This window comes from Microbacterium sp. CCNWLW41 (assembly GCF_037083505.1).
In genome coordinates this window covers 235,872-262,232 of the sequence record NZ_JBAOJP010000006.1, presented here as the reverse complement: position 1 = coordinate 262,232, position 26,361 = coordinate 235,872, and the positions used below count along the sequence as shown (strand labels likewise).

At 71.1% G+C, this 26,361-nt stretch carries 27 protein-coding genes and 2 tRNA genes; 14 read left to right on the top strand and 15 right to left on the bottom strand.

The window, feature by feature from the left end; translation table 11 throughout:
* Positions 1-7: 7 nt before the first annotated feature.
* The 4 genes from pepN to V6R91_RS21670 all read left to right on the top strand — a co-directional run bounded on the left by pepN (position 8) and on the right by V6R91_RS21670 (position 5,946).
* Positions 8-2,554, top strand: coding sequence for an aminopeptidase N (gene pepN / locus V6R91_RS21685; RefSeq protein ID WP_336396986.1), 2,547 nt, complete (start codon positions 8-10; stop codon positions 2,552-2,554).
* A gap of 67 nt (positions 2,555-2,621) precedes the next feature.
* The gene (locus V6R91_RS21680) at positions 2,622-3,743 is read left to right on the top strand and encodes a mechanosensitive ion channel family protein (protein WP_336396985.1); all 1,122 of its coding nucleotides are present in this window, start codon (positions 2,622-2,624) and stop codon (positions 3,741-3,743) included.
* On the top strand, positions 3,740-4,252 hold the full coding sequence (locus tag V6R91_RS21675; protein WP_336396984.1) for a globin: 513 nt from the start codon (positions 3,740-3,742) through the stop codon (positions 4,250-4,252). Before V6R91_RS21680 ends, V6R91_RS21675 begins: the two co-directional genes overlap by 4 nt.
* A gap of 29 nt (positions 4,253-4,281) precedes the next feature.
* Positions 4,282-5,946: an FAD-binding dehydrogenase gene (locus tag V6R91_RS21670; protein WP_336396983.1), complete on the top strand. Its 1,665-nt coding sequence runs from the start codon at positions 4,282-4,284 to the stop codon at positions 5,944-5,946.
* Positions 5,947-5,981: 35 nt separating this feature from the next.
* Here the strand turns inward: V6R91_RS21670 and V6R91_RS21665 are convergent, their stop codons facing one another.
* Positions 5,982-6,659 (bottom strand): hypothetical protein, encoded by a 678-nt coding sequence (locus V6R91_RS21665; protein ID WP_336396982.1) that lies wholly within the window; start codon positions 6,657-6,659, stop codon positions 5,982-5,984.
* A gap of 83 nt (positions 6,660-6,742) precedes the next feature.
* Between V6R91_RS21665 and V6R91_RS21660 the strand changes: the two genes are divergently transcribed.
* On the top strand, positions 6,743-7,630 hold the full coding sequence (locus V6R91_RS21660; protein ID WP_336397135.1) for an acyl-CoA thioesterase: 888 nt from the start codon (positions 6,743-6,745) through the stop codon (positions 7,628-7,630).
* Between the two features lies 1 nt (position 7,631).
* On the opposite strand, the gene V6R91_RS21655 is transcribed toward V6R91_RS21660, so the two are convergent.
* The 4 genes from V6R91_RS21655 to ssb all read right to left on the bottom strand — a co-directional run bounded on the left by V6R91_RS21655 (position 7,632) and on the right by ssb (position 11,098).
* The gene (locus tag V6R91_RS21655) at positions 7,632-8,159 is read right to left on the bottom strand and encodes an acyl-CoA thioesterase (RefSeq protein ID WP_336396981.1); all 528 of its coding nucleotides are present in this window, start codon (positions 8,157-8,159) and stop codon (positions 7,632-7,634) included.
* On the bottom strand, positions 8,152-9,831 hold the full coding sequence (gene ettA, locus V6R91_RS21650) for an energy-dependent translational throttle protein EttA (protein WP_336396980.1): 1,680 nt from the start codon (positions 9,829-9,831) through the stop codon (positions 8,152-8,154). The genes V6R91_RS21655 and ettA overlap by 8 nt, the downstream gene beginning before the upstream one ends.
* Before the next feature lie 137 nt (positions 9,832-9,968).
* A complete protein-coding gene (locus V6R91_RS21645; protein WP_336396979.1) occupies positions 9,969-10,505 on the bottom strand; it encodes a DUF6993 domain-containing protein in 537 nt (178 codons plus the stop codon).
* Positions 10,506-10,546: 41 nt separating this feature from the next.
* Positions 10,547-11,098 carry a single-stranded DNA-binding protein gene (ssb, locus tag V6R91_RS21640; protein WP_336396978.1) on the bottom strand — a complete coding sequence of 184 codons (552 nt, stop codon included), beginning with the start codon at positions 11,096-11,098 and terminating at the stop codon, positions 10,547-10,549.
* Positions 11,099-11,337: 239 nt separating this feature from the next.
* On the opposite strand from ssb, the gene V6R91_RS21635 reads away from it, so the two are divergent.
* Complete coding sequence (locus V6R91_RS21635; RefSeq protein ID WP_336396977.1) at positions 11,338-11,601, top strand: hypothetical protein; 264 nt, start codon at positions 11,338-11,340, stop codon at positions 11,599-11,601.
* A gap of 18 nt (positions 11,602-11,619) precedes the next feature.
* Here the strand turns inward: V6R91_RS21635 and yczR are convergent, their stop codons facing one another.
* Positions 11,620-13,044 carry a MocR-like transcription factor YczR gene (yczR, locus tag V6R91_RS21630; protein ID WP_336396976.1) on the bottom strand — a complete coding sequence of 475 codons (1,425 nt, stop codon included), beginning with the start codon at positions 13,042-13,044 and terminating at the stop codon, positions 11,620-11,622.
* Positions 13,045-13,105: 61 nt separating this feature from the next.
* Here yczR and yczE point away from each other — a divergent pair, with 61 nt between their 5' ends.
* Positions 13,106-13,711 carry a membrane protein YczE gene (gene yczE, locus V6R91_RS21625; RefSeq protein WP_336396975.1) on the top strand — a complete coding sequence of 202 codons (606 nt, stop codon included), beginning with the start codon at positions 13,106-13,108 and terminating at the stop codon, positions 13,709-13,711.
* Between the two features lie 39 nt (positions 13,712-13,750).
* On the opposite strand, the gene V6R91_RS21620 is transcribed toward yczE, so the two are convergent.
* The gene (locus V6R91_RS21620) at positions 13,751-13,963 is read right to left on the bottom strand and encodes a methyltransferase (RefSeq protein ID WP_336396974.1); all 213 of its coding nucleotides are present in this window, start codon (positions 13,961-13,963) and stop codon (positions 13,751-13,753) included.
* A 107-nt stretch (positions 13,964-14,070) separates the two neighbouring features.
* Here V6R91_RS21620 and V6R91_RS21615 point away from each other — a divergent pair.
* From V6R91_RS21615 to V6R91_RS21590, 6 genes are all read left to right on the top strand, one after another.
* A tRNA-Arg gene (locus V6R91_RS21615) sits at positions 14,071-14,143 on the top strand.
* A gap of 77 nt (positions 14,144-14,220) precedes the next feature.
* Positions 14,221-14,847 (top strand): oligoribonuclease, encoded by a 627-nt coding sequence (gene orn, locus V6R91_RS21610; RefSeq protein WP_336396973.1) that lies wholly within the window; start codon positions 14,221-14,223, stop codon positions 14,845-14,847.
* A 37-nt stretch (positions 14,848-14,884) separates the two neighbouring features.
* Positions 14,885-14,960, top strand: a tRNA-His gene (locus V6R91_RS21605).
* Between the two features lie 55 nt (positions 14,961-15,015).
* Complete coding sequence (locus V6R91_RS21600) at positions 15,016-15,366, top strand: metallopeptidase family protein (protein ID WP_336396972.1); 351 nt, start codon at positions 15,016-15,018, stop codon at positions 15,364-15,366.
* Entirely contained in the window at positions 15,357-15,665 is a 309-nt protein-coding gene (clpS, locus tag V6R91_RS21595) for an ATP-dependent Clp protease adapter ClpS (RefSeq protein WP_442928166.1), read from the top strand. The genes V6R91_RS21600 and clpS overlap by 10 nt, the downstream gene beginning before the upstream one ends.
* Positions 15,662-16,156 (top strand): DUF2017 family protein, encoded by a 495-nt coding sequence (locus V6R91_RS21590; protein WP_336396970.1) that lies wholly within the window; start codon positions 15,662-15,664, stop codon positions 16,154-16,156. Before clpS ends, V6R91_RS21590 begins: the two co-directional genes overlap by 4 nt.
* Before the next feature lie 9 nt (positions 16,157-16,165).
* On the opposite strand, the gene V6R91_RS21585 is transcribed toward V6R91_RS21590, so the two are convergent.
* From V6R91_RS21585 to gatC, 6 genes are all read right to left on the bottom strand, one after another.
* Complete coding sequence (locus tag V6R91_RS21585) at positions 16,166-16,759, bottom strand: hypothetical protein (RefSeq protein ID WP_378881169.1); 594 nt, start codon at positions 16,757-16,759, stop codon at positions 16,166-16,168.
* On the bottom strand, positions 16,734-17,054 hold the full coding sequence (locus V6R91_RS21580; protein ID WP_336396969.1) for a hypothetical protein: 321 nt from the start codon (positions 17,052-17,054) through the stop codon (positions 16,734-16,736). The genes V6R91_RS21585 and V6R91_RS21580 overlap by 26 nt, the downstream gene beginning before the upstream one ends.
* An 82-nt stretch (positions 17,055-17,136) precedes the next feature.
* Entirely contained in the window at positions 17,137-18,432 is a 1,296-nt protein-coding gene (locus V6R91_RS21575; RefSeq protein ID WP_442928165.1) for a DNA polymerase IV, read from the bottom strand.
* 64 nt (positions 18,433-18,496) lie between these two features.
* Complete coding sequence (gatB, locus tag V6R91_RS21570; RefSeq protein ID WP_336396967.1) at positions 18,497-20,020, bottom strand: Asp-tRNA(Asn)/Glu-tRNA(Gln) amidotransferase subunit GatB; 1,524 nt, start codon at positions 20,018-20,020, stop codon at positions 18,497-18,499.
* Complete coding sequence (gene gatA / locus V6R91_RS21565; RefSeq protein ID WP_336396966.1) at positions 20,020-21,540, bottom strand: Asp-tRNA(Asn)/Glu-tRNA(Gln) amidotransferase subunit GatA; 1,521 nt, start codon at positions 21,538-21,540, stop codon at positions 20,020-20,022. Before gatA ends, gatB begins: the two co-directional genes overlap by 1 nt.
* 9 nt (positions 21,541-21,549) lie before the next feature.
* Positions 21,550-21,849, bottom strand: coding sequence for an Asp-tRNA(Asn)/Glu-tRNA(Gln) amidotransferase subunit GatC (gatC, locus tag V6R91_RS21560; protein WP_336396965.1), 300 nt, complete (start codon positions 21,847-21,849; stop codon positions 21,550-21,552).
* Positions 21,850-21,909: 60 nt separating this feature from the next.
* On the opposite strand from gatC, the gene V6R91_RS21555 reads away from it, so the two are divergent.
* Positions 21,910-23,610 (top strand): long-chain-fatty-acid--CoA ligase, encoded by a 1,701-nt coding sequence (locus V6R91_RS21555; RefSeq protein WP_336396964.1) that lies wholly within the window; start codon positions 21,910-21,912, stop codon positions 23,608-23,610.
* A 38-nt stretch (positions 23,611-23,648) separates the two neighbouring features.
* On the opposite strand, the gene V6R91_RS21550 is transcribed toward V6R91_RS21555, so the two are convergent.
* Entirely contained in the window at positions 23,649-23,957 is a 309-nt protein-coding gene (locus V6R91_RS21550; protein ID WP_336396963.1) for a YciI family protein, read from the bottom strand.
* 15 nt (positions 23,958-23,972) lie between these two features.
* Positions 23,973-26,306 carry an NAD-dependent DNA ligase LigA gene (gene ligA, locus V6R91_RS21545; protein ID WP_336396962.1) on the bottom strand — a complete coding sequence of 778 codons (2,334 nt, stop codon included), beginning with the start codon at positions 26,304-26,306 and terminating at the stop codon, positions 23,973-23,975.
* Between the last annotated feature and the right edge of the window lie 55 nt (positions 26,307-26,361).

Sequence of the window (26,361 nt, the reverse complement as noted above, 5' to 3'; positions counted from 1 at the left end):
CGAAGCAGTGCCTGGAGAGAACCTCACCCGCATCGAGGCGCAGGAGCGCCGCGCGATCGTCGACACGCAGTCGTACGAGGTCGTGCTGGACCTCACGAAGGGCGCGGAGGTCTTCGGATCGCGCACCGTCGTGCGCTTCACCGCGACACCCGGCGCCTCGACGTTCATCGACCTGATCGCCCGCGAGGTGCGCGAGATCACCCTCAACGGCCGCGCGCTCGATCCTGCGACGGCGTTCGCCGACTCGCGCATCGCCCTGGGAGACCTGGCCGCCGACAACGAGCTCGTCATCGACGCCGACTGCCTCTACACCAACACCGGCGAGGGCCTGCACCGATTCGTCGACCCCGTGGACGGCGAGGTGTACCTGTACTCGCAGTTCGAGGTGCCGGACTCGCGCCGCGTGTTCGCGGTGTTCGAGCAGCCCGACCTCAAGGCGACGTTCCAGTTCACGGTCACCGCGCCCGAGCCGTGGAAGGTCGTGTCGAACTCCCCCACCCCCGAGCCCAAGAAGCACGGCGACGGCAGCGCGACCTGGCGCTTCGAGCCCACGCCGCGCATCTCCTCCTACATCACCGCCCTCATCGCCGGTCCGTACGAGGCCACGTTCTCGGAGCTGACGAGCGCCTCCGGCCGCGTCATCCCGCTCGGCGTCTACGGTCGCAAGAGCCTGTGGCAGCACCTCGACGCGGAGTACATCTTCGACAAGACGCGCCAGGGTTTCGCCTACTTCGAGGCGAAGTTCGACTACGCGTACCCGTTCGCGAAGTACGACCAGCTCTTCGTGCCGGAGTTCAACGCGGGCGCGATGGAGAACGCCGGTGCGGTCACGTTCACCGAGACGTACGTCTTCCGCTCGAAGGTGACGGATGCCGTCAAGGAGCGTCGCGTCGTCACGATCCTGCACGAGCTCGCGCACATGTGGTTCGGCGACCTGGTCACGATGAAGTGGTGGAACGACCTCTGGCTCAACGAGTCGTTCGCCGAGTGGGCCTCGACCATCGCCACCGCCGAGGCCACCGAGTGGACCGAGGCGTGGACCACCTTCAACGCGATGGAGAAGACCTGGGCGTACCGCCAGGATCAGCTCCCCTCCACGCACCCCGTGGTCGCGCAGATCAACGACCTCGAGGACGTGCAGGTCAACTTCGACGGCATCACCTACGCCAAGGGCGGCTCCGTGCTCAAGCAGCTGGCCGCCTGGGTGGGCATCGAGGCGTTCTTCGCCGGCGTGGCCGCCTATTTCAAGAAGCACGAGTGGTCGAACACCGAGCTGTCGGACCTCCTCGCCGAGCTCGAGGTCACGAGCGGGCGCGAACTGTCGACGTGGTCCAAGAAGTGGCTCGAGACCGCGGGCGTCAACACGCTCGCACCCGAGATCGTGACGGATGCCGATGGCACGATCACGCGCTTCGCCATCGTGCAGACCGCCCCGGCCGACTACCCGACCATCCGTCCCCACCGCCTCGGCGTCGGCTTCTACGACCTCCAGGGCGACGCGCTGGTGCGCGTGCACCACGTCGAGCTGGACGTCGACGGTGACCTCACCGAGGTGCCGGAGCTCAAGGGCACCAAGCGTCCCGCGCTCGTGCTGCTCAACGATGAAGACCTCGCCTACGCGAAGATCCGCCTCGACGCCCAGTCGCTGCAGACCGCGATCGACCACCTCGGCAAGATCAGCGACCCGCTCGCCCGCTCGCTGGTGTGGGGCGCCGCGTGGGACCAGACCCGCGACGCCGAGGCATCCGCCTCCGACTACGTCGACCTGGTGCTGCGCAACATCGGCGCCGAGACGGAGTCGACCACCGTGCGCACGACGCTCGCCCAGCTGCTGCTCGCGGCCAACGCGTACGTCGCGCCCGAGAAGCGCGAGGCGACGCGCGCCAAGGTGGCCGACGCCCTGTGGGAGCTCGCACAGCGTGCCGAGGCGGGCAGCGACAGCCAGCTGCAGTTCGTCACCGCGTTCGCGTCCGGGGCGGCCACGCCGAGTCAGTGGGACACGGTGCGCCGGCTGCGTGACGGCGAGGCGGCCCTCGACGGCCTCGAGATCGACACGGACCTGTCGTGGCAGCTGCTCGTGTCGCTCGCGGCCGGAGGCATCGCGACCGAGGCCGACATCGAGGCCGCGCTGGCCGCCGACAACACCGCGAAGGGCGGCGAGTTCGCCGCGCAGGCCAAGGCGGCGCTGCCGACCGCAGCGGCCAAGGCCGCGGCGTGGTCGTCGCTGGTGGAGAGCGACGACCTCCCCAACACCATCGTCCGCTCGGCGGCCCTCGGCTTCGTGCACCCGGCGAGCCGCGATCTCCTCGGAGAGTTCGTACCGCAGTACTTCGAGGCGCTCCTGCCGATCTGGGACTCGCGCACGTATCAGATCGCGCAGTACCTCATCGTGGGGCTGTACCCGGCGCCCCTCGCGGACGTGGCTCTGCGCGACGCGACGCGCGCATGGCTCGAGGCGAACACCGACGCCGCACCGGCGCTGCGTCGCCTCGTCGCCGAGAACCTCGCCGGCGTCGAGCGCGCGCTGTCGGTCCAGGACCGCGACGCCCAGTAGTTCCCGATCGGATGCCTCGGCCCCGCTCTCAGGCAGGGCCGAGGCATCCGTCGTTAGGATCGTCACGATGATCAGCGCCCCCCACGCCGCCGGCACCGGCGAGACCCCCGCCCCCGAAAGCCCCGGCATCACCGACGCCGCATTCTGGACGGGCATCGGTGACTTCTTCGTGGCCGCCGGCTGGAACGTGCTGTCGATCGCGCTCATCATCCTCGGCGCCTTCATCCTCGGCTGGATCCTCAAGTTCGTGATCCGCCGCGTCGTGAACCGGATCGTGAACGGGGCGAAGTCCAAGGCCAACGTCGACGACACGCAGGCGCTCGAACGCTCCCCGCTCGCGTCGGTGCGGCTGGTGCAGCGCACCCGCACGCTGGGCTCGATCCTGCAGAACGTGGTCAACGTCACCATCGTCGTGATCGCGATCCTGCTGGTCATCAACGTCGTCGCGCCGACGGCCCTCGGGTCGCTGACGCTGCTGACCGCCGCCGTGGGCGCAGGCCTCGGGTTCGGTGCGCAGAACATCGTCAAGGACGTGCTCAACGGCATCTTCATCGTCGCCGAGGATCAGGTGGGCATCGGCGACGTCGTCGACCTGGGCCTGGCCACCGGGATCGTGGAGTACGTGAGCGTCCGGGTGACGCACGTCCGGGACGTCAACGGCACGCTCTGGTACGTGCGCAACGGCGAGATCACCCGCATCGGCAACCTCTCCCAGGGGTGGTCGCGGGTCATCATCGACCTCTCGGTCGCCGTCGACTCCGACATCGCCGAGGTCGAGCAGGCCCTGCTCGACACGGCCAAGGGGCTGGCGAAGGACCCGAAGTGGCGCACGCGCATCCTCGAGCAGCCCGAGGTATGGGGTCTGGAGTCGATCTCGGGCGACGCACTGGTGATCCGGCTCGTGATGAAGACGCGGGCCAACGCGAAGGACGACGTCGCGCGTGAGCTGCGCATGCGACTCAAGCACACCATCGATGAGATGGGCATCAGCCTTCCCGCGCTGACCGCCGTCATGCCGACGGGCATCGAGGGCGCGCAGCGGGTGCGCGGCGCCAACCCGCCGAAGACCAAGCCGACCCCGGTCCCCCCTGCGGCCGAGAGACCGGTGTGGAAGCCCAAGCGCACCCCCAAGAAGAACCCGCAGCCCGGCGACGCCGAGGACGGCAGCGCCCCCGGAGGAACGTCATGACCGACGAACCCGTCAGCCCCGCTCCCGCCGAGCCCTCGGACGTCCCGCTGAGCTTCTACGACGAGATCGGCGGGCACGAGGCGTTCGTCCGCCTGGTGGACGCCTTCTACCGAGGGGTCGCCGACGACGAGGTGCTGCGCCCGATGTACCCCGAGGAGGACCTCGGGCCCGCCAAGGAGCGGCTGACGCTCTTCCTGGAGCAGTACTGGGGCGGCCCGACGACGTACAGTGCCCAGCGCGGGCATCCGCGGCTGCGGATGCGCCATGCCGCGTTCCACGTCGATCCCGATGCGCGCGACCGCTGGCTCGCCCACATGCGGGTGGCCGTCGACGAGCTCGACCTGCCGCCGCTGCACGAGGCGACGCTGTGGGACTACCTGCAGCGGGCGGCGCACGCGATGGTGAACACCTTCCAGCCATCGGGCATCGGACCGGCCGCGGGTGCGCGGGCGGCGACATCGCTTCCCGTCACGGCCGCTCCCCCGGCGGACCCCGACCCGTCCCGCTGACCCAGGCCACCGCCGACGAAGGAGTCGACATGCCCACTGCCAGCCACCGCACCGACGTCCTCGTGATCGGGTGGGGCCTCGCCGGCCTCGTGGCCGCGGCCGAGGCCGCGTCCGCGGGCAAACGCGTGACGATCGTCGACCAGGAGCCGCGGTCGAACCTCGGCGGGCAGGCGTGGTGGTCGTTCGGGGGGCTGTTCTTCATCGACTCGCCGGAGCAGCGCCGGCTCGGCATCCGCGACTCGATCGAGCTGGCCCGCCAGGACTGGCTCGGCACCGCCGGCTTCGACCGCGACGAGGACCTGTGGCCGCGCCGCTGGGCCGATGCGTACCTCGACTTCGCCCACGGCGAGAAGCGCGCCTGGCTGCGCGAGAAGGGCGTGGGGTTCTTCCCCATCGTCGGATGGGCCGAGCGCGGCGGCTACACCGCGACGGGCCCCGGCAACTCCGTGCCGCGCTTCCACGTCACGTGGGGAACCGGCCCGGGGCTCGTCGCCCCGTTCCAGGCGGAGGTGGAGGCCGCAGAGACGGACGGCAGGGTCACGATCCTCCCCCGTCACCGCGTCGTCTCGCTCACCGTCGAGGACGGCGTCGTCACGGGTGCGACGGGCGACGTCCTGGCGCCCTCCGGCGCCGCCCGCGGGGTCGCGAGCTCCCGCGACGTGGTGGACTCCTTCGCCGTCACGGCGGGCGCGACGATCGTCGCCTCGGGCGGCATCGGCGGCAACCACGACCTCGTGCGCCGGTGGTGGCCCGCGCGCCTCGGTGCCGCGCCACAGACGATGGTGACCGGCGTCCCGGCGTACGTCGACGGCTCGATGCAGCCCATCGCGTCGGCCGCCGGCGCCCGGCTCATCAACGGCGACCGCATGTGGCACTACGTGGAGGGCATCCAGAACTGGGACCCGGTGTGGCCGGGTCACGGCATCCGGATCCTCCCCGGCCCCTCGTCGCTGTGGCTGGATGCGACCGGCTCGCGTCTGCCCGTGCCCCTGTTCCCCGGCTTCGACACGCTCGGCACCCTCTCGCACCTGCGCGCGACGGGGTACGACCATTCGTGGTTCGTGCTGTCCCAGCGGATCATCGAGAAGGAGTTCACCCTCTCGGGCAGCGAGCAGAACCCCGACCTCACCGGCAAAGACCTCCGGCTGCTGGCCTCGTCGCGACTGGGCAAGGGGGCGTCCGGACCCGTGCAGGCCTTCATGGACCGGGGCGCGGACTTCGTGGTCCGCGACGACCTGGACGACCTCATCGCCGGCATGCGCGCCCTCCCCGGCGGCGAGGTGCTCGACGGCGATCGCGTGCGGCTCGAGGTCGAGGCACGCGACCGCGAGGTCGAGAACGACTTCACCAAGGATGCGCAGATCGCCATGCTGCGGTCAGCGCGCGCCTTCCGCGGCGACCGGCTCATCCGCACCGCGGCTCCGCACCGCATCCTGGATCCGAAGTCCGGGCCGCTCATCGCGGTGAAGCTGCACGTGCTGACGCGCAAATCGCTCGGCGGCATCGAGACCGATCTGTCGTCGCGGGCCCTCGGAGCCGGCGGCGAGCCGGTGCCCGGACTGTTCGCCGCGGGCGAGGCCAGCGGCTTCGGCGGCGGCGGCGTCCACGGCTATCGCGCGCTGGAGGGCACTTTCGTCGGCGGATGCCTCTTCTCCGGGCGCATCGCAGGGCGTGCGGCAGCGGCGGCGGTCTGAACGGCCTTCCGGCGCCGGTGATCGGCCGCGTCCGGTCAGCTCGACGCCGAGCCGGTTCTGCGCACGGCCGTGAGGCCGGTGGCCACCGGGCCGCGAACCAGCACGTGACCCCTGGTGAGGCTCACCCGCGTCCAGGGACCGCTGGCGAACACGCGCGCCGTCTCGGCGCCGCTGATGAAGCCGAGGCTGAGGGCCGCGAAGGCCACGCCGGCGGGCAGGCCCCCGAGCTCCTCGTCGGGGGCGCCCCACACCGCGGCGCGCACCGCGCGCACGACGTCCTCGCCGGAGTCCGTGGGAACCGCATCCGAGACGCGGGCGATGCCGCCCTGCGCCGTGGCGGCGAGGGTCGACGCCTCGATCCCCGGCCGGGCGTCCCAGCCGGTCCGCGGCGGGGTGATGCCCGCCCAGGCGGGCGACAGGGCGGTCTCGGGAAGGTTCAGCGCGCGCGGGTCGTCGTCCGCCGCGGACAGAGCGGATGCCTCCACCACCAGGTCGCACACGAGCTCGGGGTCGGCGGCGAGCGTGCGCAGAGCGAGCACCGTGGGCGTCGGATCGCCGAAGCCGCGCGGAGCGAGCGCCGCCGCCGTCATGGCGAGCACGCCGCCGGATGCGGCCAGCCTCACCCCTTCGACCGTGAACCGGGCGGCGCGTCCGGCGAACGTGAGGGCGTCGGCGGCGGAGTCGGGATCGGCGAGCAGGAGGCGCGGAGACATCGCCCCTAAGCTACCAAGCGGACCTGCGGGCGGCGGACGCCCCGGGAGGGAGCAGCGTGGACCAGGACCGGAACGCCGAGGCCATGCCGGAGGCGGATCCCGTCGCCTCGATGCTGTCGGTGATCGACCTGAGCGCATCGGACGCCCGCACCACGGAGGACATCTTCACGGGCACCTCGCAGCACATGCCGCTGGGCCGGGTCTACGGCGGCCAGGTGCTGGCGCAGTCGATCGTCGCCGCGTCGAGGACGATCCCGGAGGAACGCGTCGTGCACTCCATGCACGGGTACTTCCTCAGGCCGGGCGACTCCACCGAAGGCATCACGTTCTCCGTCGATCGCATACACGACGGCCGCTCGTTCTCGACGCGCCGCACTCAGGCGTTCCAGGAGGGCGTGCCGATCTTCTCCATGATCGCCTCGTTCCAGGACGACGACCCCGGCCTGGATCACCAGGCGCCGATGCCGGACGGCGTCCCCGCGCCGGACGATCTGCCCGACGTCGAGTCGCACCTGAAGGGGCTGCATCCGATGTCCAAGCGGCTCTTCACCGATCGGCCCGTCGACCTGCGGCACATCCCCTCGCCGATCTACGCGACGGTCTCGGGTGAACGGGTGCCCCGGCAGGCGGTGTGGATGCGCGTGCGACGGCCGATCCCCGACACGCCGTCGGTCCACCGTGCGGCCCTGGCCTACCTGAGCGACCTGACCATCCAGGAATCGATCCTGCGCGCCCACGGGGTGGCCTGGTCCACGCGCGGGCTCAAGGTCGCCAGCCTCGACCACGCGATGTGGTGGCACCGCTTCGGGAGGGTGGACGAGTGGATGCTGTATGTGCAGGAGTCCCCGAGCGCGCGGGGCGGGCGGGGACTGGCCACCGGGCGCATCTACTCCGCCGACGGCACGCTGATGGCCAGCGTCGCGCAGGAGATCATGGTCCGGGTGCCGGACGAGGACTCTCCGGAGGGCTGAGTCAGCGCCGGTGGGCGTAGAGGATCGGCTCGCCGAGGTACGGCTCCCAGGCTTCCCGCTCCTGCGTCGTCAGCCGCATCGGCCGTCCGCTCTCGGCATCCACCTTGACGATGACCGTCGTGGCCCGCGCGTACACGGTCTGACTCGCTTCCGCGGTCGCGAGCGGGCTGCACACCTCGTAGCACACCTCGATGCTCGAGCCGCCGAGCTTGCCGAACCACATCTGCACGTCGAGCGGATGCCGCTGATACGGCACCGGGGCGAGGTACTCGATCTCCTGCCGGGCGATGAGCGTCAGCATCCCGCTGAAGATGCTGGAATCGAGCACGGCCGTGGACGGGGCGTCCTCCCCAGGCTCGGGCACCCAGAACGCCCGCACTCGAGCCTCTTCGAGCAGCTTCAGCATCGACGTGTTGTTGACGTGGTTGAACGCGTCGAGGTCACCCCATCTCAGGTGGATGGGGATGTGCAGGCGACGGTCGCGAGCCGCGGCCGCGGCCGCGACCGTCGCGTCGCCGCCGTCAGTCACGGGTGAGCTTGCGGTACGCCGTGCGGTGCGGACGCGCCGCATCGGGTCCGAGCCGCTCGACCTTGTTCGCCTCGTAGGCCTCGAAGTTGCCCTCGAACCAGTACCACCGGTCGGGGTCCTCGTCGGTCCCCTCGTACGCGAGGATGTGCGTCGCGATGCGGTCGAGGAACCACCGGTCGTGCGTGATGACCACCGCGCAGCCGGGAAACTCGAGGAGCGCGTTCTCGAGCGACTGCAAGGTCTCGACGTCGAGGTCGTTCGTGGGCTCGTCGAGGAGCAGCAGGTTGCCGCCCTCCTTGAGGGTCAGCGCGAGGTTGAGGCGGTTGCGCTCGCCGCCCGAGAGCACGCCGGCCTTCTTCTGCTGATCGGGACCCTTGAAGCCGAACTTCGACACGTAGGCGCGCGAGGGGATCTCGGTCTTGCCGACCGTGATGATGTCGAGCCCGTCCGACACGACCTCCCACAGTGTCTTGTTCGGATCGATGTTCGAGCGCGACTGGTCGACGTAGCTGATCTTGACGGTCTCGCCGATCTTGAGATCTCCGCCATCGAGCGGCTCGAGGCCCACGATCGTCTTGAAGAGCGTCGTCTTGCCGACGCCGTTCGGGCCGATGACGCCGACGATGCCGTTCGGCGGCAGGCTGAACGTCAGCCCGTCGATGAGCGAGCGCCCGTCGAAGCCCTTCTGGAGCTTCTTCGCCTCGATGACGATGCTGCCCAGGCGCGGGCCCGGCGGGATCGTGATCTCCTCGAAGTCGAGCTTGCGCGTGCGGTCGGCCTCTGCCGCCATCTCCTCATAGCGGGCCAGGCGCGCCTTGGACTTGGCCTGACGACCCTTCTGGTTGGACCGCACCCAGTCGAGCTCTTCGGCGAGTCGCTTGGCGAGCTTCGCGTCCTTCTTGCCCTGGATCGCGAGACGCTCGCCCTTCTTCTCGAGGTAGGTCGAGTAGTTGCCCTCGTAGCCGATCAGGCGGCCACGGTCGACTTCGGCGATCCACTCGGCGACGTTGTCGAGGAAGTACCGGTCGTGGGTGATCGCGATCACGGCGCCGGGGTACTTCTGCAGGTGCTGCTCGAGCCACAGCACGCTCTCGGCGTCGAGGTGGTTCGTGGGCTCGTCGAGCAGCAGCAGATCGGGCTTCTGCAGCAGGAGCTTCGTGAGCGCGACGCGCCGCTTCTCACCGCCCGACAGTGGCCCGATCTCGGCGTCGCCCGGCGGGGTCCGCAGCGCGTCCATCGCCTGCTCGAGCTGGGAGTCGAGGTCCCACGCGTCCGCTGCGTCGATCTCCTCCTGCAGGGTGCCCATCTCGGCCAGCAGTGCGTCGAAGTCGGCGTCGGGGTCGGCCATCAGACCCGAGATCTCGTTGAAGCGGTCGAGCTTGGGCTTGATCGCGATGCCGTCCTGGATGTTCTCCAGCACCGTCTTCGTCTCGTCGAGCTCCGGCTCCTGCATGAGGATGCCGACCGAGTAGCCCGGAGTCAGCTTCGCCTCGCCGTTCGAGGGCTGATCCAGGCCCGCCATGATCTTGAGGATCGTCGACTTTCCGGCGCCGTTCGGGCCCACCATGCCGATCTTCGCCCCGGGCAGGAACGCCATGGTGACGTCGTCGAGGATCAGCTTGTCTCCAACGGCCTTGCGGGCGCGGACCATCGAGTAGATGTACTCAGCCATGCGGGATTCAGTTCTCCTTGGAGTCGGACGTCAGCGTCCCAGCCTACCGGCCGCCGGTGCGGCGGGCGTGTGGGCCCGCGCCGTCGCGTCCGCTCGCGGCAGGACCGCGGGACTGCCGCCGCCGTCCGCGGTGCCGGTCACCAGTCGATGGGGCGCGTGTTGCCGACGAGGCAGGTGCCCTCCGCGAGGACGGGCATGACCGTGGTCACCGGCTCGCCGGTCGCCGGACCGACCTGCCCGATGAGGCACTCCTGATCCCATCGGACGGAGAACTGGATGCTCTCGGCCGGGTCGCCCACGGTGGAGCGGTCGTGCGTCACCTGCATCGCGGACCTGTCGAACCCCGCCTGCACCAGCGCGTCGACGTAGGCGCGCCCCGCGACGCGGTCATCGGTGGCCCAGACGGCCGCCGTCACCGCGGCGAAGGCCGGCAGGTTGTCTGCGGCCGTGCCGTCCGGGACCAGCGGCGGCGCGCTCGGCTCCGAGTCCTCCGGCGCGCTCGACGCGCTGGGTGCGGCGACCGGCGAGCTCGCCGCCGGCGGCGGGGCCGTCGCGGGGCCACCCGGGGTGCAGGCGGCGAGGGAGACGGTCAGGACGGCGGCGACGGCCGCCATCCCGGTCGTGCTGCGGGGCGACCCCCGCAACGACGAGCGGGAGGCGAGGTGACGGCGCACGGAGAGAGTCTAAACGGCCACCGGTGGAGCCTCGGAACGGCTCAGAACGGCGTCTCCGGCTCCGGCTCCGCCCCGCCCTCACCGGTGTGCTCCTCGAGGAGTGCCGGCGGCTGCGGCGCTTCGGCGGAGTGCGGCGCGCCGAGTTCGTGCTCGCCCGCGTCCAGGCCGGGCGCCGCCCACGCGTCCTCGGGCCCGGCGGAGGTGCGGCTGCCGACGTGAGCCGTCGGCCGCGCGGCTTTGACGAACGTCGTGGTGCCCCAGCGCAGATCGTGCCCGATCGCCTCCGCGTCGATCTCGACCGCGGTGCCCTTCGCCGACGAGGTCTCCCAGTCACGCACACGCAGCCGACCGGTGACGATCACCCTGTCGCCCTTGTGCAGTGACGTGAAGGCGTGGTCGGCGAGGTCCCGGAAGACCGACACGGTGTACCAGCTCGTCCCCGCATCCGACCACGCCGCGGCGTCGCGGTCGAATCGGCGCAGCCCTCTGGCGAGGCGGAACGTGGTGACGGCCACGCCCGCGTTCGTGCGCTTCAGCTCCGGGGTGGTGCCCACGTTGCCCGTGACGGTGATCATGTCGCCCATATCGCTCATGTCGCATCCCTTCTCTGCGTGCGAGGACTCTCCTCGGCACCGCCGGCGCCCGTGCCCGAAGGCGCCGGCGGTGGGTTCAGCATGGCCGCCGGCATCGCTCGCCTGGACGGGGATCGGCCCTTCTGGGGACGAGCGGCCCCGCACGCCGGCTGGGGAGGAGCCGCCGTGGGAGCCGCCGTGGGGTGAGGGCCGCTGCGATGTCGGAACCCGTACGTATGTTCGAATGGAGAGGAGAGTCGATGAGCCGGCAGACCATGTCCGAAGTCCTCGTCACGCCCGAGCCCGCCGTACGGCGGGACGTGCGCCTGATCCGCGCTGCGCCGTCCCTGTGGAGGGTGCAGGACGCCACCGGCCGGGTCATCGGGCACCTGCAGGCCGTCGCCCAGGCAGGCGGGACGCGCTTCCGGGCCCGGAGGTATCACCCGGCGTCGCGCGCATTCCGCGATGTGGGCGACTTCTGGAGCGCCGAGGATGCGATCGACTGCCTCCGCCTCGGACGGTGAGGGCATCGCGCCCGCGACTCAGACGACGGCGCCCGCCGCCTCGACGACCGATGACGGCGCGCCCGCCCGCACGGCCGCCCAGGCATCCGCCAAGAGGCCGGCGGCACGCGTCATCTCGTCCGGCGGCGAGGTGAACGGCACCCGCAGATGCCGGTCATGGCCGCCGTCCACCGAGAACCGCGGCCCTGCGCTCAGCAGCACGCCGCGCGAGCGCGACTCCATCACCAGGGCGGAGCTCAGCGGTGCGCCCAGCTCGATCCACAGTGAGACTCCCCCGTGTGCGACGGGGATGTCCCATGACGGCAGCTGTGCGCCGAGCGCCTGCACGACCGCGTCGCGGCCGGCCTTCAGCAGCTCCGACCGCTGGGCGACCACGTCGTCGAAGCGTGCGAGCAGGTTCGTGGCGAGCGCCTGCTCGAATTCGGGGGTGCCGAGATCGTGTGCGGGTCGCGCCGCGACGAGGCGCCGGATCAGGTCGCCGTCGGCTCGCACCCAGCCCAGCCGCAGCCCGCCCCAGACGGTCTTGCCCAGCGACCCGATCCGCACGACGGTGCCGGGCTCGGACGCCTCGAATCCCGGCGCCACGGCGCCGCGGTCGATGTCCAGATCGGCGGTCGTCTCGTCGAGGACGAGGACGGAGCCCGCGCGCTCGCCCGCGGCAAGGACGGCTGCGCGCTCGAGAGCGGTCATGCTCCGTCCCGTCGGGTTCTGGAAGTCGGGCATGAGGTACGCCATCACGGGCAGAGTCCGGGCGAAAGCCTGCTCGGCCCGGTCCACGTCCCACCCGGCCTCCGTCGTCACGGGGACGCCCACGAGGCGGGCTCCGGCGCGCCTGAGTGCGTCGACCGCGTGGGGATACGTCGGGGTCTCCATGAGGACGCGGTCTCCGCGCCCGACGAGCACAGACGAGACCAGGTGGATCGCGCTCTGCGCGCCCGTGGTGACCAGCACCTCCTGCGGCTGCGTGGGGATCCCCCGTTCGGTGTACCGCCGGGCGATCGCCTCGCGCAGCTCGATGCGTCCGAGCACGTCGTATCCGGCGCGCGAGAGCAGCGCCGACGCGTTCGCGGCGGCCTCGGCCATGATGCCGGCCAGGCCGGGCCAGGCGGGAGGACTGGCCTGCTGCAGGTCGATCATGCCGTCCGCCGCCGCCACCCGCCCAGGGTCGCGGCGCGCGAGCGGGAGCGTCACGCTCCCCGAACCCCGAAGGCTCGAGATGTGTCCGGTGTCACGCAGGCTGCGATACGCCGCCGCCACGGTGCTGCGACTGAGGTGGAGGGCGGCGGCGAGCTCACGCTCGGCCGGAAGCGTCGTTCGAGGGGCCAGGCGGTTGTCGAGGCAGAGGAGACGGATGCCGTCGGCGAGAGCCTCGTAGGCCGGTTCTCGCGAGCGCCACCCGCCGAGCGCCGATGCGAGAGCGCGGGCAGACACGCGGGAGTCCATGGGGCCAGAGTAGCCACATTGGACTGCATCCGGCATGCCAATCATGCGATTGGATGGCTGTATGCCACGCCGCATCGCTCAGCTCCTCGTCGGCCTGTTCCTCTACGGCGCAGGGTGCGCGCTGACCGTGGAAGCCGGACTCGGGGTGGACCCGTGGACCGTGTTCGCTGAGGGCCTCTCCCTGCGCACCGGCATCGGCATCGGCTGGATCACCAACATCGTCGGGTTCTTCGTGCTCCTGCTGTGGATCCCGCTGCGCCAGCGCCCCGGCGTGGGGACGATCGCGAACATCCTCCTCGTCGGGACGAGCATGCAGATCGTGCTGGGGGTCGTGCCCCCGATCTCCGGCCTGGTGGCCCAGGTCGCCATGCTCCTCGGCGGCATCCTCGTCGTCGCGCTGGCCTCCGGCCTCTACATCGGGGCGCGCTTCGGCCCCGGCCCGCGGGACGGGCTCATGACGGGCCTGAACGCGCGCCTCGGATGGCCGATCTGGATGTGCCGTGCGCTGGTGGAGCTGTCGGTGCTGGCCGTCGGCTGGCTCCTCGGCGGCACAGTCGGCGTCGGTACGGTGCTGTTCGCGTTCCTGATCGGTCCGCTGGTCCATGTCGCGCTGCCGCTCCTGGACACGAGGAAGCAGCCGACGCCGACCGCCGGGCGATCGGTCTGACGCCCGGCGGTACGACGACCCGGTGCGTGGGCGCCTGCCTCAGTGCTCCCGGAACATCGGCCATTCGCTGCCCGGCGCCATCCTCGCGTGGAGAGCGCTCTTGGCGATCTCCATCGACGGATAGGTGCCCGAGGGGGCGTCTGCGCCGGCCATCGTGACGGTGTAGCCGTCGTCGTCCTTCCGGATGCTTCCGGCGACGCCGGACGCGCCGTAGGCGACCCAGAGGGGGTGGTGCGTCTCCGTGGTGCTCATCGGTGAACTCCTTTCGATGCCTCCGCCCCTGACGCTACGCCGGGCGGCGTCCCAGCGCCAGCGTCGGCGAGGGCGTGGCGCCACCTAGTAGTCTGGGCAGGACCTTTCCCTCCGTAGCTCAGGGGACAGAGCGAGCGGCTTCTACCCGCAAGGTCGGGGGTTCGAATCCTCCCGGAGGGGCACGGGGTCTCGGCGTGGGAGCCGGGACTCGCGTCCAGACCCGTGGGATGTCTGGACCTTGCACAAGGATGGAGCACATGGTGGGGGCATCCGAGAACGACCGTCTGGTGTGGATCGACTGCGAGATGACGGGGCTCGATCTCGGTGTCGATGAGCTCGTCGAGATCGCCGTCGTCGTGACGGACTTCGAGCTGCGACCACTCGACCCGGGCTTCGCCGTTGTGATCAAGCCCGACGACTCCGCGATGGCGAACATGAACGAGTTCGTCACGAACATGCACCGGACGTCCGGCCTGCTCGATGAGATCCCGCACGGGGTGAGCCTCGCGGACGCCGAGTTCCAGGTCCTCGAGTACATCCAGCGCTTCGTGCCGCTCGAGGGCAAGGCGCCCCTCGCAGGCAACACCATCGGCACCGACCGCATGTTCCTGGCGAAGTACATGCCGCGCGTCGACCGGTGGCTGCACTACCGCAACGTCGACGTGTCCAGCATCAAGGAGCTCGCCCGCCGGTGGTACCCCCGCGCGTACATCCATGCGCCGGCGAAAGAGGGCGGCCACCGGGCGCTCGCCGACATCCTCGAGTCCGTCCGCGAGCTCGCGTACTACCGCCAGGCGGTGTTCGTTCCCGAGCCCGGCCCGACCAGCGACGGAGCCCGCGCGGCGGCCGCCGCCGCCGTGTCGTCGTTTGCCCCAGAGGTGTGAGAGAATCTTCTGGTTGCCCGCGCAGGCGGGAGACATGGTGGGTATAGCTCAGTTGGTAGAGCGCTGGCTTGTGGTGCCGGATGTCGCGGGTTCGAGTCCCGTTACTCACCCCAATTCCTTCGAATGGGGCGCGCGAATCGCGCCCCATTCGCGTCGGAGCGGGGCATCATGATGGAGATGGATGCGGCGACCTTCGAGCAGCTCGTGATCGACGAATTGGACCTCCTCCCCGACGACATGGTGGAGGGGCTCGACAACGTCGTGTTCGTGGTCGAGGACCGCCCCGAGGACGGCAGCCTCGACCTGCTCGGGCTGTACGACGGGTGGGCGCTCACCGAGCGCGAGCGCTACGGCGTCGGAGAGCTGCCCGACCGCATCATCGTGTACCGCGAACCTCATCTGGCGGCGTGCGAGAGCGACGAGGAGCTGCGCAGCGAGGTCCACACCACGCTGGTCCACGAGATCGCGCACTTCTACGGCATCGACGACGACCGCCTCCACGAACTCGGGTGGGCATGATGACGGCGCTGACGACGCCCGGCACCTGGGAGGACACCGACCAGGCCACACGCGTCGATCCCGATGCGCCGTGGCAGACGGTGGTGTGGGATGACCCGGTGAATCTGATGAGCTACGTCACCCACGTGTTCCGCGAGTACTTCGGACTCGCCCGCGCCGAGGCGGAGCGCCTCATGCTCGCCGTCCACCACGAGGGTCATGCCGTCGTCTCGCAGGGCGTCCGCGAGCAGATGGAGCTGCACGCACAGGCGATGCACGACTACGGGCTGTGGGCCACCGTTCGACGGGCTCCGCTGTGAGCGCGCGGACGGTCGTGATGCAGATCACCCGCCTGGAGGCGGCGCACCTCTCGGGCCTGGTCGGCCAGTTCGCGGACCTGCTCCGCGAGTCGGGACCCGACGACGGCGATCCGGCGATCGCGCGACTGGTGCCGTCCGCGTACTCGGACGACGAGGAGGCCGCACGGGAGTTCCGCGCGCTCACGCAGTCCGATCTGCTGGACCGCCGCAGTGCCGATGCCGCCGTCGTGCTGGCCTCGCTCAGCGAGGCCTCGCAGATCCCCGACGACCCCGAGGACCCGGCGCTCCTGGAAGAGACGGAGATCCGGCTCGATCCGGCCGCCGCCCAGGCCTGGCTGCGCACGCTGGCTGCGGTGAGGCTGGTGCTCGCCACCCGGCTGGGCGTCGCCGAGGCCGATGACCATGATTCCGCCGATCCGCGCTTCGGCATCTACGACTGGCTGGGCTACCGGCTGGACGGACTGGTCGGCGCGCTCGACCCGCACGACTGAGCGTTCGCGTCACGGCACGTCGAAGACGTGCGTCGCGAGCCGCATCGGTTCGTTCCGCGTGATGTGCCGCTGCTCCTGGCGGGCCCACCCTTCCCAGTGCGGGCGGAAGGTCTCGCCGTCGCGATCCAGCGCCCGCTGCCGCCGCGATGGCGCGGGCGACTCGAGCCAGACGCGCACGTCACCGAGCTTCGCGCTGGCCGGGGTCAGCAGTCCCGCTCCTTCGACGATCAGCGGCAGCGAGGGGTCCACGGCGTGCGCTTCAGCCGGCTCGCCCGCGGTCCAGTCCCACCGCTGCCACACGCCGATGACGCCGCGCGCATGCGGCGTGAGGATCAGCTGACGGGCGAGTTCCGCGCCCTCCTCCAGCCCGTTCCATCCTGGATAGATCGAGTCGAGCGCGACGAGCTGCACGCGTCCGCGGAGCGGCCACCGTGCGACGAGGGCGCGAGCCAGCGAGGACTTCCCCGCACCGCTGCGGCCGTCGATGAGCACGACCGGATTGGATGCCGCCACGTCGGCGACCGCCGCCGTGATGCGCGCGACAGCGAGAGCCAGGGAGGAGCCGACCGCGTCCGAGCTACTTCTTGAGGGCGCGGATGACACGGCTGAGCGCGCGACCGGCGAAGAACACGAACGGGACCGCGACGGCCACCAGCGCGACGAGGTTCGGCTCGAACCGCACGTCGTCGCCTCGACGGATGTATGCGCCGACCGGGATGGCCCACCCGCCACCGCCGCCGCCGCCGTTGCCCGCCTCGTCGGATCCGCCGCCGAAGCCGGACCACGTCAGTGCCACCGGGATCAGGCGGACGCCGTCGACGTCCTGCTGCTCGCCGTAGGCGCTCTTCACGCCGAAGGACGCGGACTGCCTGCCGAGTTCGAGTGCGATGTTGGGCATGGCTCCACGCTAGCGGGCGCGGGCCCGCAGGCACAGTCATCACCGCAAGGCCGGTGCGTCACGCTGCCGAGGCGGCCTCGTGTCAGCCGTGGTCGAGACGCGGCGCCGGAGGGCTCGTCGGCACGGATCCGCCGCCCCGCGAGCCCAGCAGCGTCGCGCGCGTGACGGCTCCGCGGCCGAACTTCGCCGTCGCCCCGTCCAGGGCGTCCTCGATGCGCCGCCAGCCCTCGTCGTCGTCCCACAGCGTGGGCGCCGCCACCCCGGCGGGACGGAGCCTCTCGGCGCGCACGCCGATGAGCCGCACCGGAAGCGCGCGTTCCACCGACCCGAACAGCTCGTGCGCGGCATCCCCGATCCGCTGACCGACGGCCGTGGGCTCCGCGAGGGTCTGCGACCGCGAGATCGTCGTGAAGTCCGAGAACCGGACCTTGATCGCCACGGTCGACGCCTCCCACCCGTTCGCCCGCAGGCGCGCGCCCACACGATCCGCGAGCCGCCGCAGCTCCGACCGCAGCACGACGGCGTCGCCGATGTCCTGGTCGAAGGTCTCTTCGTGGCCGACGCTCTTCTCCACCCGCTCGGTGTCGACCTCCCGGGCATCGATCCCGCGGGCGAGATGCCAGACGCGGTCGCCCATCGCGGGCCCGAGCGCGCGGTCGAGGACCTCGCGAGGCGCATCGAGCACGTCCGCGATGGTGCGGATGCCGCGGCCTTCGAGCGCTTCCGAGGCCTTGGGGCCCACGCCCCACAGCGCCCGCACCGACCGCGGGGCGAGGAACGCCTCGGTGTCCGCCGCCGCGACGATCAGCATCCCGTCGGGCTTGCTCAGCGTCGAGGCCATCTTCGCGACGTGCTTGGTCGCGGCGACGCCGACGCTGCACGTGAGCCCCGTCTCGTCCCGCACGCGCTGCCGCAGCATGAGAGCGATGTGCCCGGGACTCCCCCACAGCCGACGCGCCCCGCGCACGTCCAGGAAGGCCTCGTCGATCGACAGCGGCTCGACGAGCGGCGTGATGTCGCGGAAGATCCGCATGACCTGAGACGACACCGCGAGGTACCGCTCGAAGTGAGGCCGCACCACGACGGCGGTCGGGCACAGCCGGAGCGCCTGGCCGACCGGCATGGCCGAGCGCACACCGAAGCGTCGCGCCTCGTACGATGCGCTCGAGACGACGGATCTGCCGTCGGGCGCCCCGACGATGATCGCCTTGCCAATCAGCGACGGGTCGTCGAGCTGCTCGACGGAGGCGTAGAACGCGTCCATGTCGACGTGCAGGATGCCGGTGCCGGAGTCGTCGGCACCATCCGCAGAGACGACTCTGCCGCTCCCGTCGCCACGACCCATGCGTCGATTCTTCCAGCAATCGCGGCACCGCACGCCGGAGCGTGGGTGCGCCGCAGACACCGGCCGCGGGCGCAGCCGGCGTGCTGCGGCGCGGCGCTCAGGCGCCGGTGGCGGCCGCGCGTTCCAGGATCAGCTCACGCACGCGCGCGGCATCCGCCTGCCCCTTCATGGCCTTCATCACGGCGCCGATCACGGCGCCGGCGGCCTGCACCTTGCCGTCGCGGATCTTCTCCAGCACGTCGGGCTGTGCGGCCAGTGCGTCGTCGATGGCGGCGATGAGCGCGCCGTCGTCCGAGACGACCGCGAGTCCGCGCTTGTCGACGACCTCCTGCGGCGAGCCCTCACCGGCGATGACGCCCTCGAGCACCTGGCGGGCGAGCTTGTCGGTGAGTGTGCCCGCGTCCACCAGCGCCTGCAGGGCGGCGACCTGGGCGGGGGTGACGAGCGCGGCTGGCTCGCGGTTCTCCGCGTTCGCGATACGGCTGATCTCGCTCATCCACCATTTGCGGGCGGCAGCAGGCGACGCACCGGCCGCCACGGTCGCCTCGACCTCGGCCAGGAGCCCGGCGTTCACGACACCCTGGAAGTCGATGTCGTTGAAGCCCCACTCCCCCTTCAGACGCCGGCGACGGGCGGCCGGCGGTTCGGGCAGCGCCGCGCGGAGCTGCTCGATGAGCTCGGGTGCCGGGGCGACCGGGAGCAGGTCCGGCTCCGGGAAGTACCGGTAGTCGTCGGCATCCGACTTGGGCCGACCAGGCGAGGTCGTGCCGGTGTCCTCGTGCCAGTGGCGGGTCTCCTGCGTGATCGTTCCGCCGGCCGCGAGGATCGCCGCTTGCCGCTGGATCTCGTAGCGCACCGCGCGCTCGACCGAGCGCATGGAGTTGACGTTCTTCGTCTCGGTGCGGGTGCCGAGCTTCTCCTGGCCACGGGGCCGCAGCGACACGTTCGCGTCGCACCGCAGGTTGCCGCGCTCCATCCGCGCCTCCGAGATGCCCAGGCCGATCACGATGTCGCGGATCGTCTGCACGTACGCCTTCGCCACCTCCGGCGCGCGGTGCTCGGCGCCGAAGATCGGCTTGGTGACGATCTCGACGAGCGGGACGCCGGCGCGGTTGTAGTCCACGAGCGAGTACTCCGCGCCCTGAATGCGACCGGTGGCGCCGCCGACGTGCGTCAGCTTGCCGGCATCCTCCTCCATGTGCGCCCGTTCGATGGGCACCTCGACGACCGTGCCGTCGGCCAGCTCGATCTCGACCTGCCCCTCGAACGCGATCGGCTCGTCGTACTGGGAGATCTGGTAGTTCTTGCCGAGGTCGGGGTAGAAGTAGTTCTTCCGCGCGAACCGGCTGGACGGTGCGATCGAGCAGCCGAGCGCGAGACCCAGGCTGATCGAGTACCGCACCGCGGTCTCGTTCACGACAGGGAGCGAGCCGGGCAGGCCCATGTCCACCGGCGCCACGAGCGTGTTCGGCTCGGCGCCGTGGTTGGCGGAGTTCGCCGGGTTCGCCGCGCCGGAGAACATCTTGGTCTCGGTGTTGAGCTCGACGTGCACCTCGAATCCGAGCACCGGCTCGAAGAGTTCGAGCGCCTTGTCGAAGTCCATCAGCTTGTCCTTCGCCATCAGCGGGCTCCTCCGTTCACACCGAGCGCGGGCGCCCTGTCGAGGAGCTGACCGCCCCATGAGTCGACGAGCAGGGCCTCCAGCGCCGCGCCGACGCGGTACAGGCGCGCGTCCTCGTAGGCGGGGGCCAGGAACTGGATGCCGACCGGCAGGCCGTCCTCGGGGGCCAGGCCGGACGGGATCGAGATGCCCGGGACGCCGGCGAGGTTGGCGGGGATGGTGGTGACGTCGTTGAGGTACATCTGCAGCGGGTCGTCGATCTTCTCGCCGAGCTTGAAGGCGGTGGTCGGAGCGGACGGCGTGGCGATGACGTCGACCTGCGAGAACGCCTCGGCGAAGTCGCCCTGGATGAGGGTCCGCACCTTCTGCGCCGATCCGTAGTACGCGTCGTAGTACCCCGCGGAGAGGGCGTAGGTGCCGAGGATGACGCGACGCTTCACCTCGTCGCCGAAGCCGGCGTCGCGGGTCGCGGCCATGACATCCTCGACCGTGCCGCCCGGCACGTCGACGCGGAGCCCGAAGCGCACCGAGTCGAACTTGGCGAGGTTGCTGGACGCCTCGGCCGGGAGGATCAGGTAGTACGCGGCGACCCCGTACTCGAAGTGCGGTGCGCTGATTTCGACGATCTCGGCGCCCTGCGCCTCCATCGCCGCCAGCGCGGACCGGAAGGACTCCGAGACGCCGGCCTGGAAGCCGCTGTCGGGCAACTCCCGGATGACGCCGACCTTGAGTCCCTTGAGGACGCCACCGCTCGCGCCTTCCCGCGCGGCCGCGGCGAACGACGGCCACTCGTGCGCGAGCGAGGTGGAGTCGTGCGGGTCGTGGCCGCCGATCACGTCATGAAGGAGCCCGGCGTCGAGCACCGTGCGGGTGACCGGACCGACCTGGTCCAGGCTCGAGGCGAGGGCGATGGCACCGTACCGGCTCACGCCCCCGTAGGTGGGCTTGATCCCCACCGTCCCCGTGACGTGCGCCGGCTGACGGATCGATCCGCCCGTGTCGGAGCCGAGCGCGAGCGGCGCCTCGAAGGCGGCGACAGCCGCGGCCGAGCCACCACCGGAGCCGCCGGGGATGCGGTCGAGGTCCCACGGATTGCGGGTCGGTCCATACGCCGAGTGCTCGGTCGAGGACCCCATGGCGAACTCGTCCATGTTCGTCTTGCCGAGCGGGACGAGTCCGGCGGCGCGGGACCGTGCGACGACGGTGGCGTCGTACGGCGACATGTACCCCTCGAGGATCTTCGATCCGCTGGTGGAGGGCATGTCGGTCGTGACCAGCACGTCCTTGATCGCGAGCGGCACGCCCGCGAGCGGGCCGAGCTCCTCGCCGGAGGCGCGACGGCGGTCGACGTCGGCGGCGACGTCGAGCGCGCGCGCGTTGACGTGCAGGAAGGCGTGGATGTCGGCATCCACCGCGGCGATGCGGTTGAGGTGGGCCTGCGTCGCCTCGACGCTGGAGACCTCGCCGGCGGTGAGCTTGTCTGCGAGCGCGGCGGCGCTCAGCTTCGTGAGATCGGTCACGGGGGCCCCTTACTGCTCTTCGCCGAGGATCGCGGTGACGCGGAAGCGGCCGTCGGCGGCATCCGGTGCGTTCTGGAGCACCTGCGCGCGGGTCAGCTGCTCACCGGCAACGTCCGAGCGGAACACGTTCTGCAGCGCGATCGGGTGGCTGGTGGCCGGGACGTCGGGGGTGGCGACCTCGGAGACCTTGGCGATGTTGTCGACGATCGCGTCGAGCTGCCCTGTCAGGCGCCCGACCTCCTCGTCGCTGAGCTGGATCCGGGCGAGCACACCGAGATGGCGCACGAGATCGGGGGTGATTTCAGACACCCCCACAGCCTACCGGGGCCGCACCCCCGGCCCGTGGCGCGTGCGGCGTAGGCTGAGCGCGTGACGACGTACGACCCGCCTCGCCCCTGGATCGCCAGCTATGCGGAGGGGGTTCCGGAGGACCTCGCTCCCGTGACCGGATCGCTCGTGGACATCGTCGACGCGTCGGCGCGGGACTATCCGGATGCCGCGGCCCTGCAGTTCTTCGGTCGCGAGACGTCGTACCGCTCCCTCCACGAGCAGATCGAGCGCGCGGCCGCGGGGCTGCGCGACCTCGGCGTGAAGGCCGGAGACCCGGTCGCGATCGTGCTGCCCAACTGCCCCCAGCACATCGTCGCCTTCTACGCGATCCTGCGACTCGGGGCCGTCGTCGTCGAGCACAATCCGCTCTACACGCCGCGCGAGCTGCGCAAGCAGTTCGAGGACCACGGCGCCAAGCACGCCATCGTGTGGACCAAGGTCGTCAAGACCGTGCAGGAGTTCCCCGCCGACGTCGCTGTGTCGAACCTGATCTCGGTGGACGTCGTCAAGGCGATGCCGCTGCGCATGCGCGTCGCCCTGACGCTTCCCATCGCCAAGGCCCGCGAGGCGCGGGGGGCGCTCGCCGAGCGCGTCTCGGGCACCGTGCCGTGGGCGCAGGTCGTGGGCGCGTCGCCGCTGCCCGCATCGCACCCGCGCCCGGGCACCGACGACCTCGCCCTGATCCAGTACACCAGCGGCACGACGGGCGCACCCAAGGGCGCGGCGCTGACCCATCGGAACCTCCTGTCCAACGCGGCGCAGGCCCAGGCGTGGGTGCCGTCGATCGTGCGGGGCGACGGATGCGTCTTCTACGCGGTCCTGCCGATGTTCCACGCGTACGGGCTCACGCTGTGCCTGACCTTCGCGATGTCCATGGGCGCGCGTCTCGTGCTGTTCCCGCGCTTCGACCCCGACATGGTGCTCGAGGTCACGAAGAAGCATCCCGCGACGTTCCTCCCGCTGGTGCCGCCCATCGCGGACCGCCTGCTCGCGGCGGCGCGCGAGAAGGGCGTCTCGCTCGCGGGCACGCAGGTCGCGATCTCGGGGGCGATGGCGCTGCCGCATGAGCTCGTGGTCCCGTTCGAGGAGGCATCCGGCGGCTATCTCGTCGAAGGCTACGGCCTCAGCGAGTGCTCGCCCGTGCTCATGGCGAATCCCGTCGCCGAGAACCGCGTGCCGGGGACCGTCGGCCTTCCGCTGCCGGGCACCGAGTGCCGGGTCGTGGACCCGGATGACCCGACGGCCGACGTCCCCGCAGGCGAGCGGGGCGAGCTCGTCGTCCGCGGCCCGCAGGTCTTCAGCGGCTACTACGGCAAGCCGGAGGAGACCGAGGCCGTCTTCGCCGACGGCTGGTTCCGCACCGGCGACATCGTCACCATCGACGACGCCGGCTTCGTGCGCATCGTGGACCGCATCAAGGAGCTCATCATCACCGGCGGTTTCAACGTCGCCCCGACCGAGGTGGAGAACGCGCTGCGGCAGCACCCGCAGATCGAGGATGCCGCCGTCGTGGGCCTTCCCAGCGACCACTCCGGCGAGGAGGTCGTCGCGGCGGTGGTGGCCGCTCCCGGTCAGGAGGTCGACGTGGACGCCGTGCGCGAGTTCGCCCGGGGCATCCTCACGCCCTACAAGGTGCCGCGCCGCGTCTTCGTGGTCGATGAGCTGCCGAAGTCGCTGATCGGCAAGGTGCTCCGCCGTCAGGTGCGCGAACGCCTGCTGGCGCTCAACAGCGGCTCCTGATCAGCAGGGGTCGGTCTCCGTCGCCGGGAGATCCGGCGTCAGTCGGCGAGGCCGTCCCGCGCCACAGCGACGCGATAGGGGTGGAGGGTCGCAAGGAACACTCCTCCCGAGATCCCTGGGTCGGCCGCCATGACCGCCCGGGCGGCCTGCTCGTCGTCGGCCTCGAAGATCGTGACGCCGAACGTCCCCTCGTCCTCCTGCGTGCGCCCGGCGAGGATCAGGATGCCGCGGTCGCGCAGGTCGACCAGATACTCGAAGTGGTCCGCGACGATGCGCTGCTCGTCGTCGGTCGCGTCGGCGACCATCTCCGGTCGGGAGGGCACGATGCGGTAGAGCCATTGGGCCATGGCGCCATCATGCCCTCATCCGGCATCCGGGGCGAGCGGCTCCAGCGCCTCGGGCCCCTGGGTGACGAGCACGTGGAACTGCGCGGCGTCGAGGATCCGGATGCCGAGCTCCTCGGCCTTGGCCAGCTTGGAGCCTGCGCCGGGACCCGCCGCGACGAAGTCGGTCTTCTTCGACACGCTGGAGGCGGCCTTCCCGCCGGCCTGGATGATGGCCTCCTGCGCTCCCTCACGCGTGTACCCCTCCAGTGAGCCGGTGGCGACCACGGTGAGACCATCGAGCACCCCGCCGCCGGCCACCGCGCCGCCGGGCCCGGGGTGACCGGGCGTGGCCAGCCGCGCGCCCGCTGCTTCCCAGCGCTCCACGATCTCGCGATGCCAATCCACGGCGAACCAGTCGCTCAGCGAGTCGGCGATGATGCCGCCGACGCCCTCGACCCCCGCCAGCTCGTCGCGCGACGCCGCGCGGATGGCCGCCACCGAGCCGAACCACTGGGCGAGAGCGCGCGCGGCGACGGGACCGACGTGCCGGATGTTCAGTGCGACGAGGAATCGCCAGAGCTCCTTGGTCTTCGCCCGCTCAAGCTGATCGAGCAGGGTCAGGGCCTGCGCCGAGGGCTGCGGGCCGGTCAGGCCCGCCTTCTTCTCGGCCGCCGAGGGGTTGCGGCGGAACGGCGCCCGCCGCACGAGCTCGCCGGTCTTCTCGTCGACGCGGGGCTCGCCCGTCTCGGCGTCGCGCACCACGACCTCGATCGGCACGAGCTGATCGAGGGTGAGGTCGAACAGGCTCGCCTCGGTGTCGAGCGGGGGCTCCTCGGGCACCGAGGGCTGCGTGAGGGCCGCCGCGGTCACCTCGCCCAGCGCCTCGATGTCGAGGGCGCCGCGCGAGCCGATGTGCTCGACCCGGCCCCGCACCTGCGCCGGGCAGGCGCGGGTGTTGGGGCACCGCAGATCGATGTCGCCCTCCTTGGCCGGCGCGAGCGGCGATCCGCACTCCGGGCAGTGGGCGGGCATCACGAACTCGCGCTCGGAGCCGTCGCGCAGCTCGACGACGGGGCCGAGGACCTCGGGGATGACGTCGCCGGCCTTGCGCAGCACGACGGTGTCGCCGATGAGCACGCCCTTGGCGCGCACCACGTCCTGATTGTGCAGCGTCGCCTGTCGCACCACGGAGCCGGCGACGCGTGCGGGCGCCATGACCGCGAACGGGGTGGCGCGCCCGGTGCGCCCCACCGACACGACGATGTCGAGCAGCTTCGTGTTCACCTGCTCGGGCGGGTACTTGTACGCGATCGCCCAGCGCGGCGCACGGCTCGTCGCGCCCAGCTCGTCATGCAGCGCGAGCTCGTCGATCTTGACCACGACCCCGTCGATCTCGTGCTCCACGTCGTGGCGGTGCTCACCATAGTGGGCGACGAAGTCGAGCACCCCGTCGACGTCGTCGGCGGTGCGGAAGTACGGGCTCGCGGGCAGGCCCCACTCGGCCAGGAGGGCGTACGTCTCGCTCTGCGAGCCGACCGGCGGCTCGCTCCACGCGCCGATGCCGTGGACGAAGAGGCGCAGGGAGTCCAGCCTCGCCTGACCGGCCTCGCGCTCGAGGCCGTCCTTCTTGTCGAGCTGCTGGCGGAGGCCGCCGGAGGCGGCGTTGCGGGGATTGGCGAACGAGGGGAAGCGACGCTCCGCGCTGATGCGGGCCTTGGCCTCGTCGAAAGCCCGGCTCCGGGCGCGCGTCTCGCCGACGGCGCGATCGCGCATCTCGGCTTGCAGCGCGTTGAGCCGCTCGAAGGCGGCAACGGGGATGAACACCTCGCCGCGGACCTCCACGAGGTCGGGGTGCCCGGTGCCGGCAAGGCGGTGCGGGATGCCGGCGACACGCGCCGCGTTCATCGTGACGTCCTCGCCGATCCGGCCGTCGCCGCGGGTGGCGGCGGAGGTGAGCACTCCGCGCTCGTACCGGAGGCTGATGGCGAGCCCGTCGATCTTGAGCTCGGTGAGCCACCGCACCCTGCGCCCGGCGGCCGCTTCGGTCTTGACGCACCAGTCGTGCAGCTCGTCGGGACTGAAGACGTTGTCGAGGCTCAGCATGCGCTCCGCGTGCTCGACCGGGGCGAACATCGAGCTCTCGGCCGCGCCCACCGTCTGCGTGGGCGAGTCCTGCCCCTGCAGCTCGGGGTGCATGTGCTCGATCTCTTCGAGGCGCCGCATCCAGGCGTCGTACGTCGCGTCGTCGACGATCTCGGCGTTGCGGCCGTAGTACGCGTCCCGCGCGTCGAGGATGCGATCCGTCAGTTCCTGGGCTTCGGCTCGCGCGGCCTCGAGACCGGCGTCTGCGGGAAGTACGGCATCCGTCACCCCGTCAGTCTAGGAGTGGGGTCCGACAGCACGAGGTGCTTGCGGATCTTCCGCC

What these genes read in the sequence shown, in the direction of transcription:
- V6R91_RS21680 (WP_336396985.1), top strand. Translation starts at nt 2,622, where the DNA reads ATGATCAGCGCCCCCCACGCCGCCGGCACCGGCGAGACCCCCGCCCCC.
- V6R91_RS21675 (WP_336396984.1), top strand. Translation starts at nt 3,740, where the DNA reads ATGACCGACGAACCCGTCAGCCCCGCTCCCGCCGAGCCCTCGGACGTC.
- V6R91_RS21670 (WP_336396983.1), top strand. Translation starts at nt 4,282, where the DNA reads ATGCCCACTGCCAGCCACCGCACCGACGTCCTCGTGATCGGGTGGGGC.
- V6R91_RS21665 (WP_336396982.1), bottom strand. Translation starts at nt 6,659, where the DNA reads ATGTCTCCGCGCCTCCTGCTCGCCGATCCCGACTCCGCCGCCGACGCC.
- V6R91_RS21660 (WP_336397135.1), top strand. Translation starts at nt 6,743, where the DNA reads ATGCCGGAGGCGGATCCCGTCGCCTCGATGCTGTCGGTGATCGACCTG.
- ettA (WP_336396980.1), bottom strand. Translation starts at nt 9,831, where the DNA reads ATGGCTGAGTACATCTACTCGATGGTCCGCGCCCGCAAGGCCGTTGGA.
- ssb (WP_336396978.1), bottom strand. Translation starts at nt 11,098, where the DNA reads ATGAGCGATATGGGCGACATGATCACCGTCACGGGCAACGTGGGCACC.
- V6R91_RS21635 (WP_336396977.1), top strand. Translation starts at nt 11,338, where the DNA reads ATGAGCCGGCAGACCATGTCCGAAGTCCTCGTCACGCCCGAGCCCGCC.
- yczR (WP_336396976.1), bottom strand. Translation starts at nt 13,044, where the DNA reads ATGGACTCCCGCGTGTCTGCCCGCGCTCTCGCATCGGCGCTCGGCGGG.
- yczE (WP_336396975.1), top strand. Translation starts at nt 13,106, where the DNA reads ATGCCACGCCGCATCGCTCAGCTCCTCGTCGGCCTGTTCCTCTACGGC.
- V6R91_RS21620 (WP_336396974.1), bottom strand. Translation starts at nt 13,963, where the DNA reads ATGAGCACCACGGAGACGCACCACCCCCTCTGGGTCGCCTACGGCGCG.
- orn (WP_336396973.1), top strand. Translation starts at nt 14,221, where the DNA reads ATGGTGGGGGCATCCGAGAACGACCGTCTGGTGTGGATCGACTGCGAG.
- V6R91_RS21600 (WP_336396972.1), top strand. Translation starts at nt 15,016, where the DNA reads ATGATGGAGATGGATGCGGCGACCTTCGAGCAGCTCGTGATCGACGAA.
- V6R91_RS21580 (WP_336396969.1), bottom strand. Translation starts at nt 17,054, where the DNA reads ATGCCCAACATCGCACTCGAACTCGGCAGGCAGTCCGCGTCCTTCGGC.
- gatB (WP_336396967.1), bottom strand. Translation starts at nt 20,020, where the DNA reads ATGGCGAAGGACAAGCTGATGGACTTCGACAAGGCGCTCGAACTCTTC.
- V6R91_RS21550 (WP_336396963.1), bottom strand. Translation starts at nt 23,957, where the DNA reads ATGGCCCAATGGCTCTACCGCATCGTGCCCTCCCGACCGGAGATGGTC.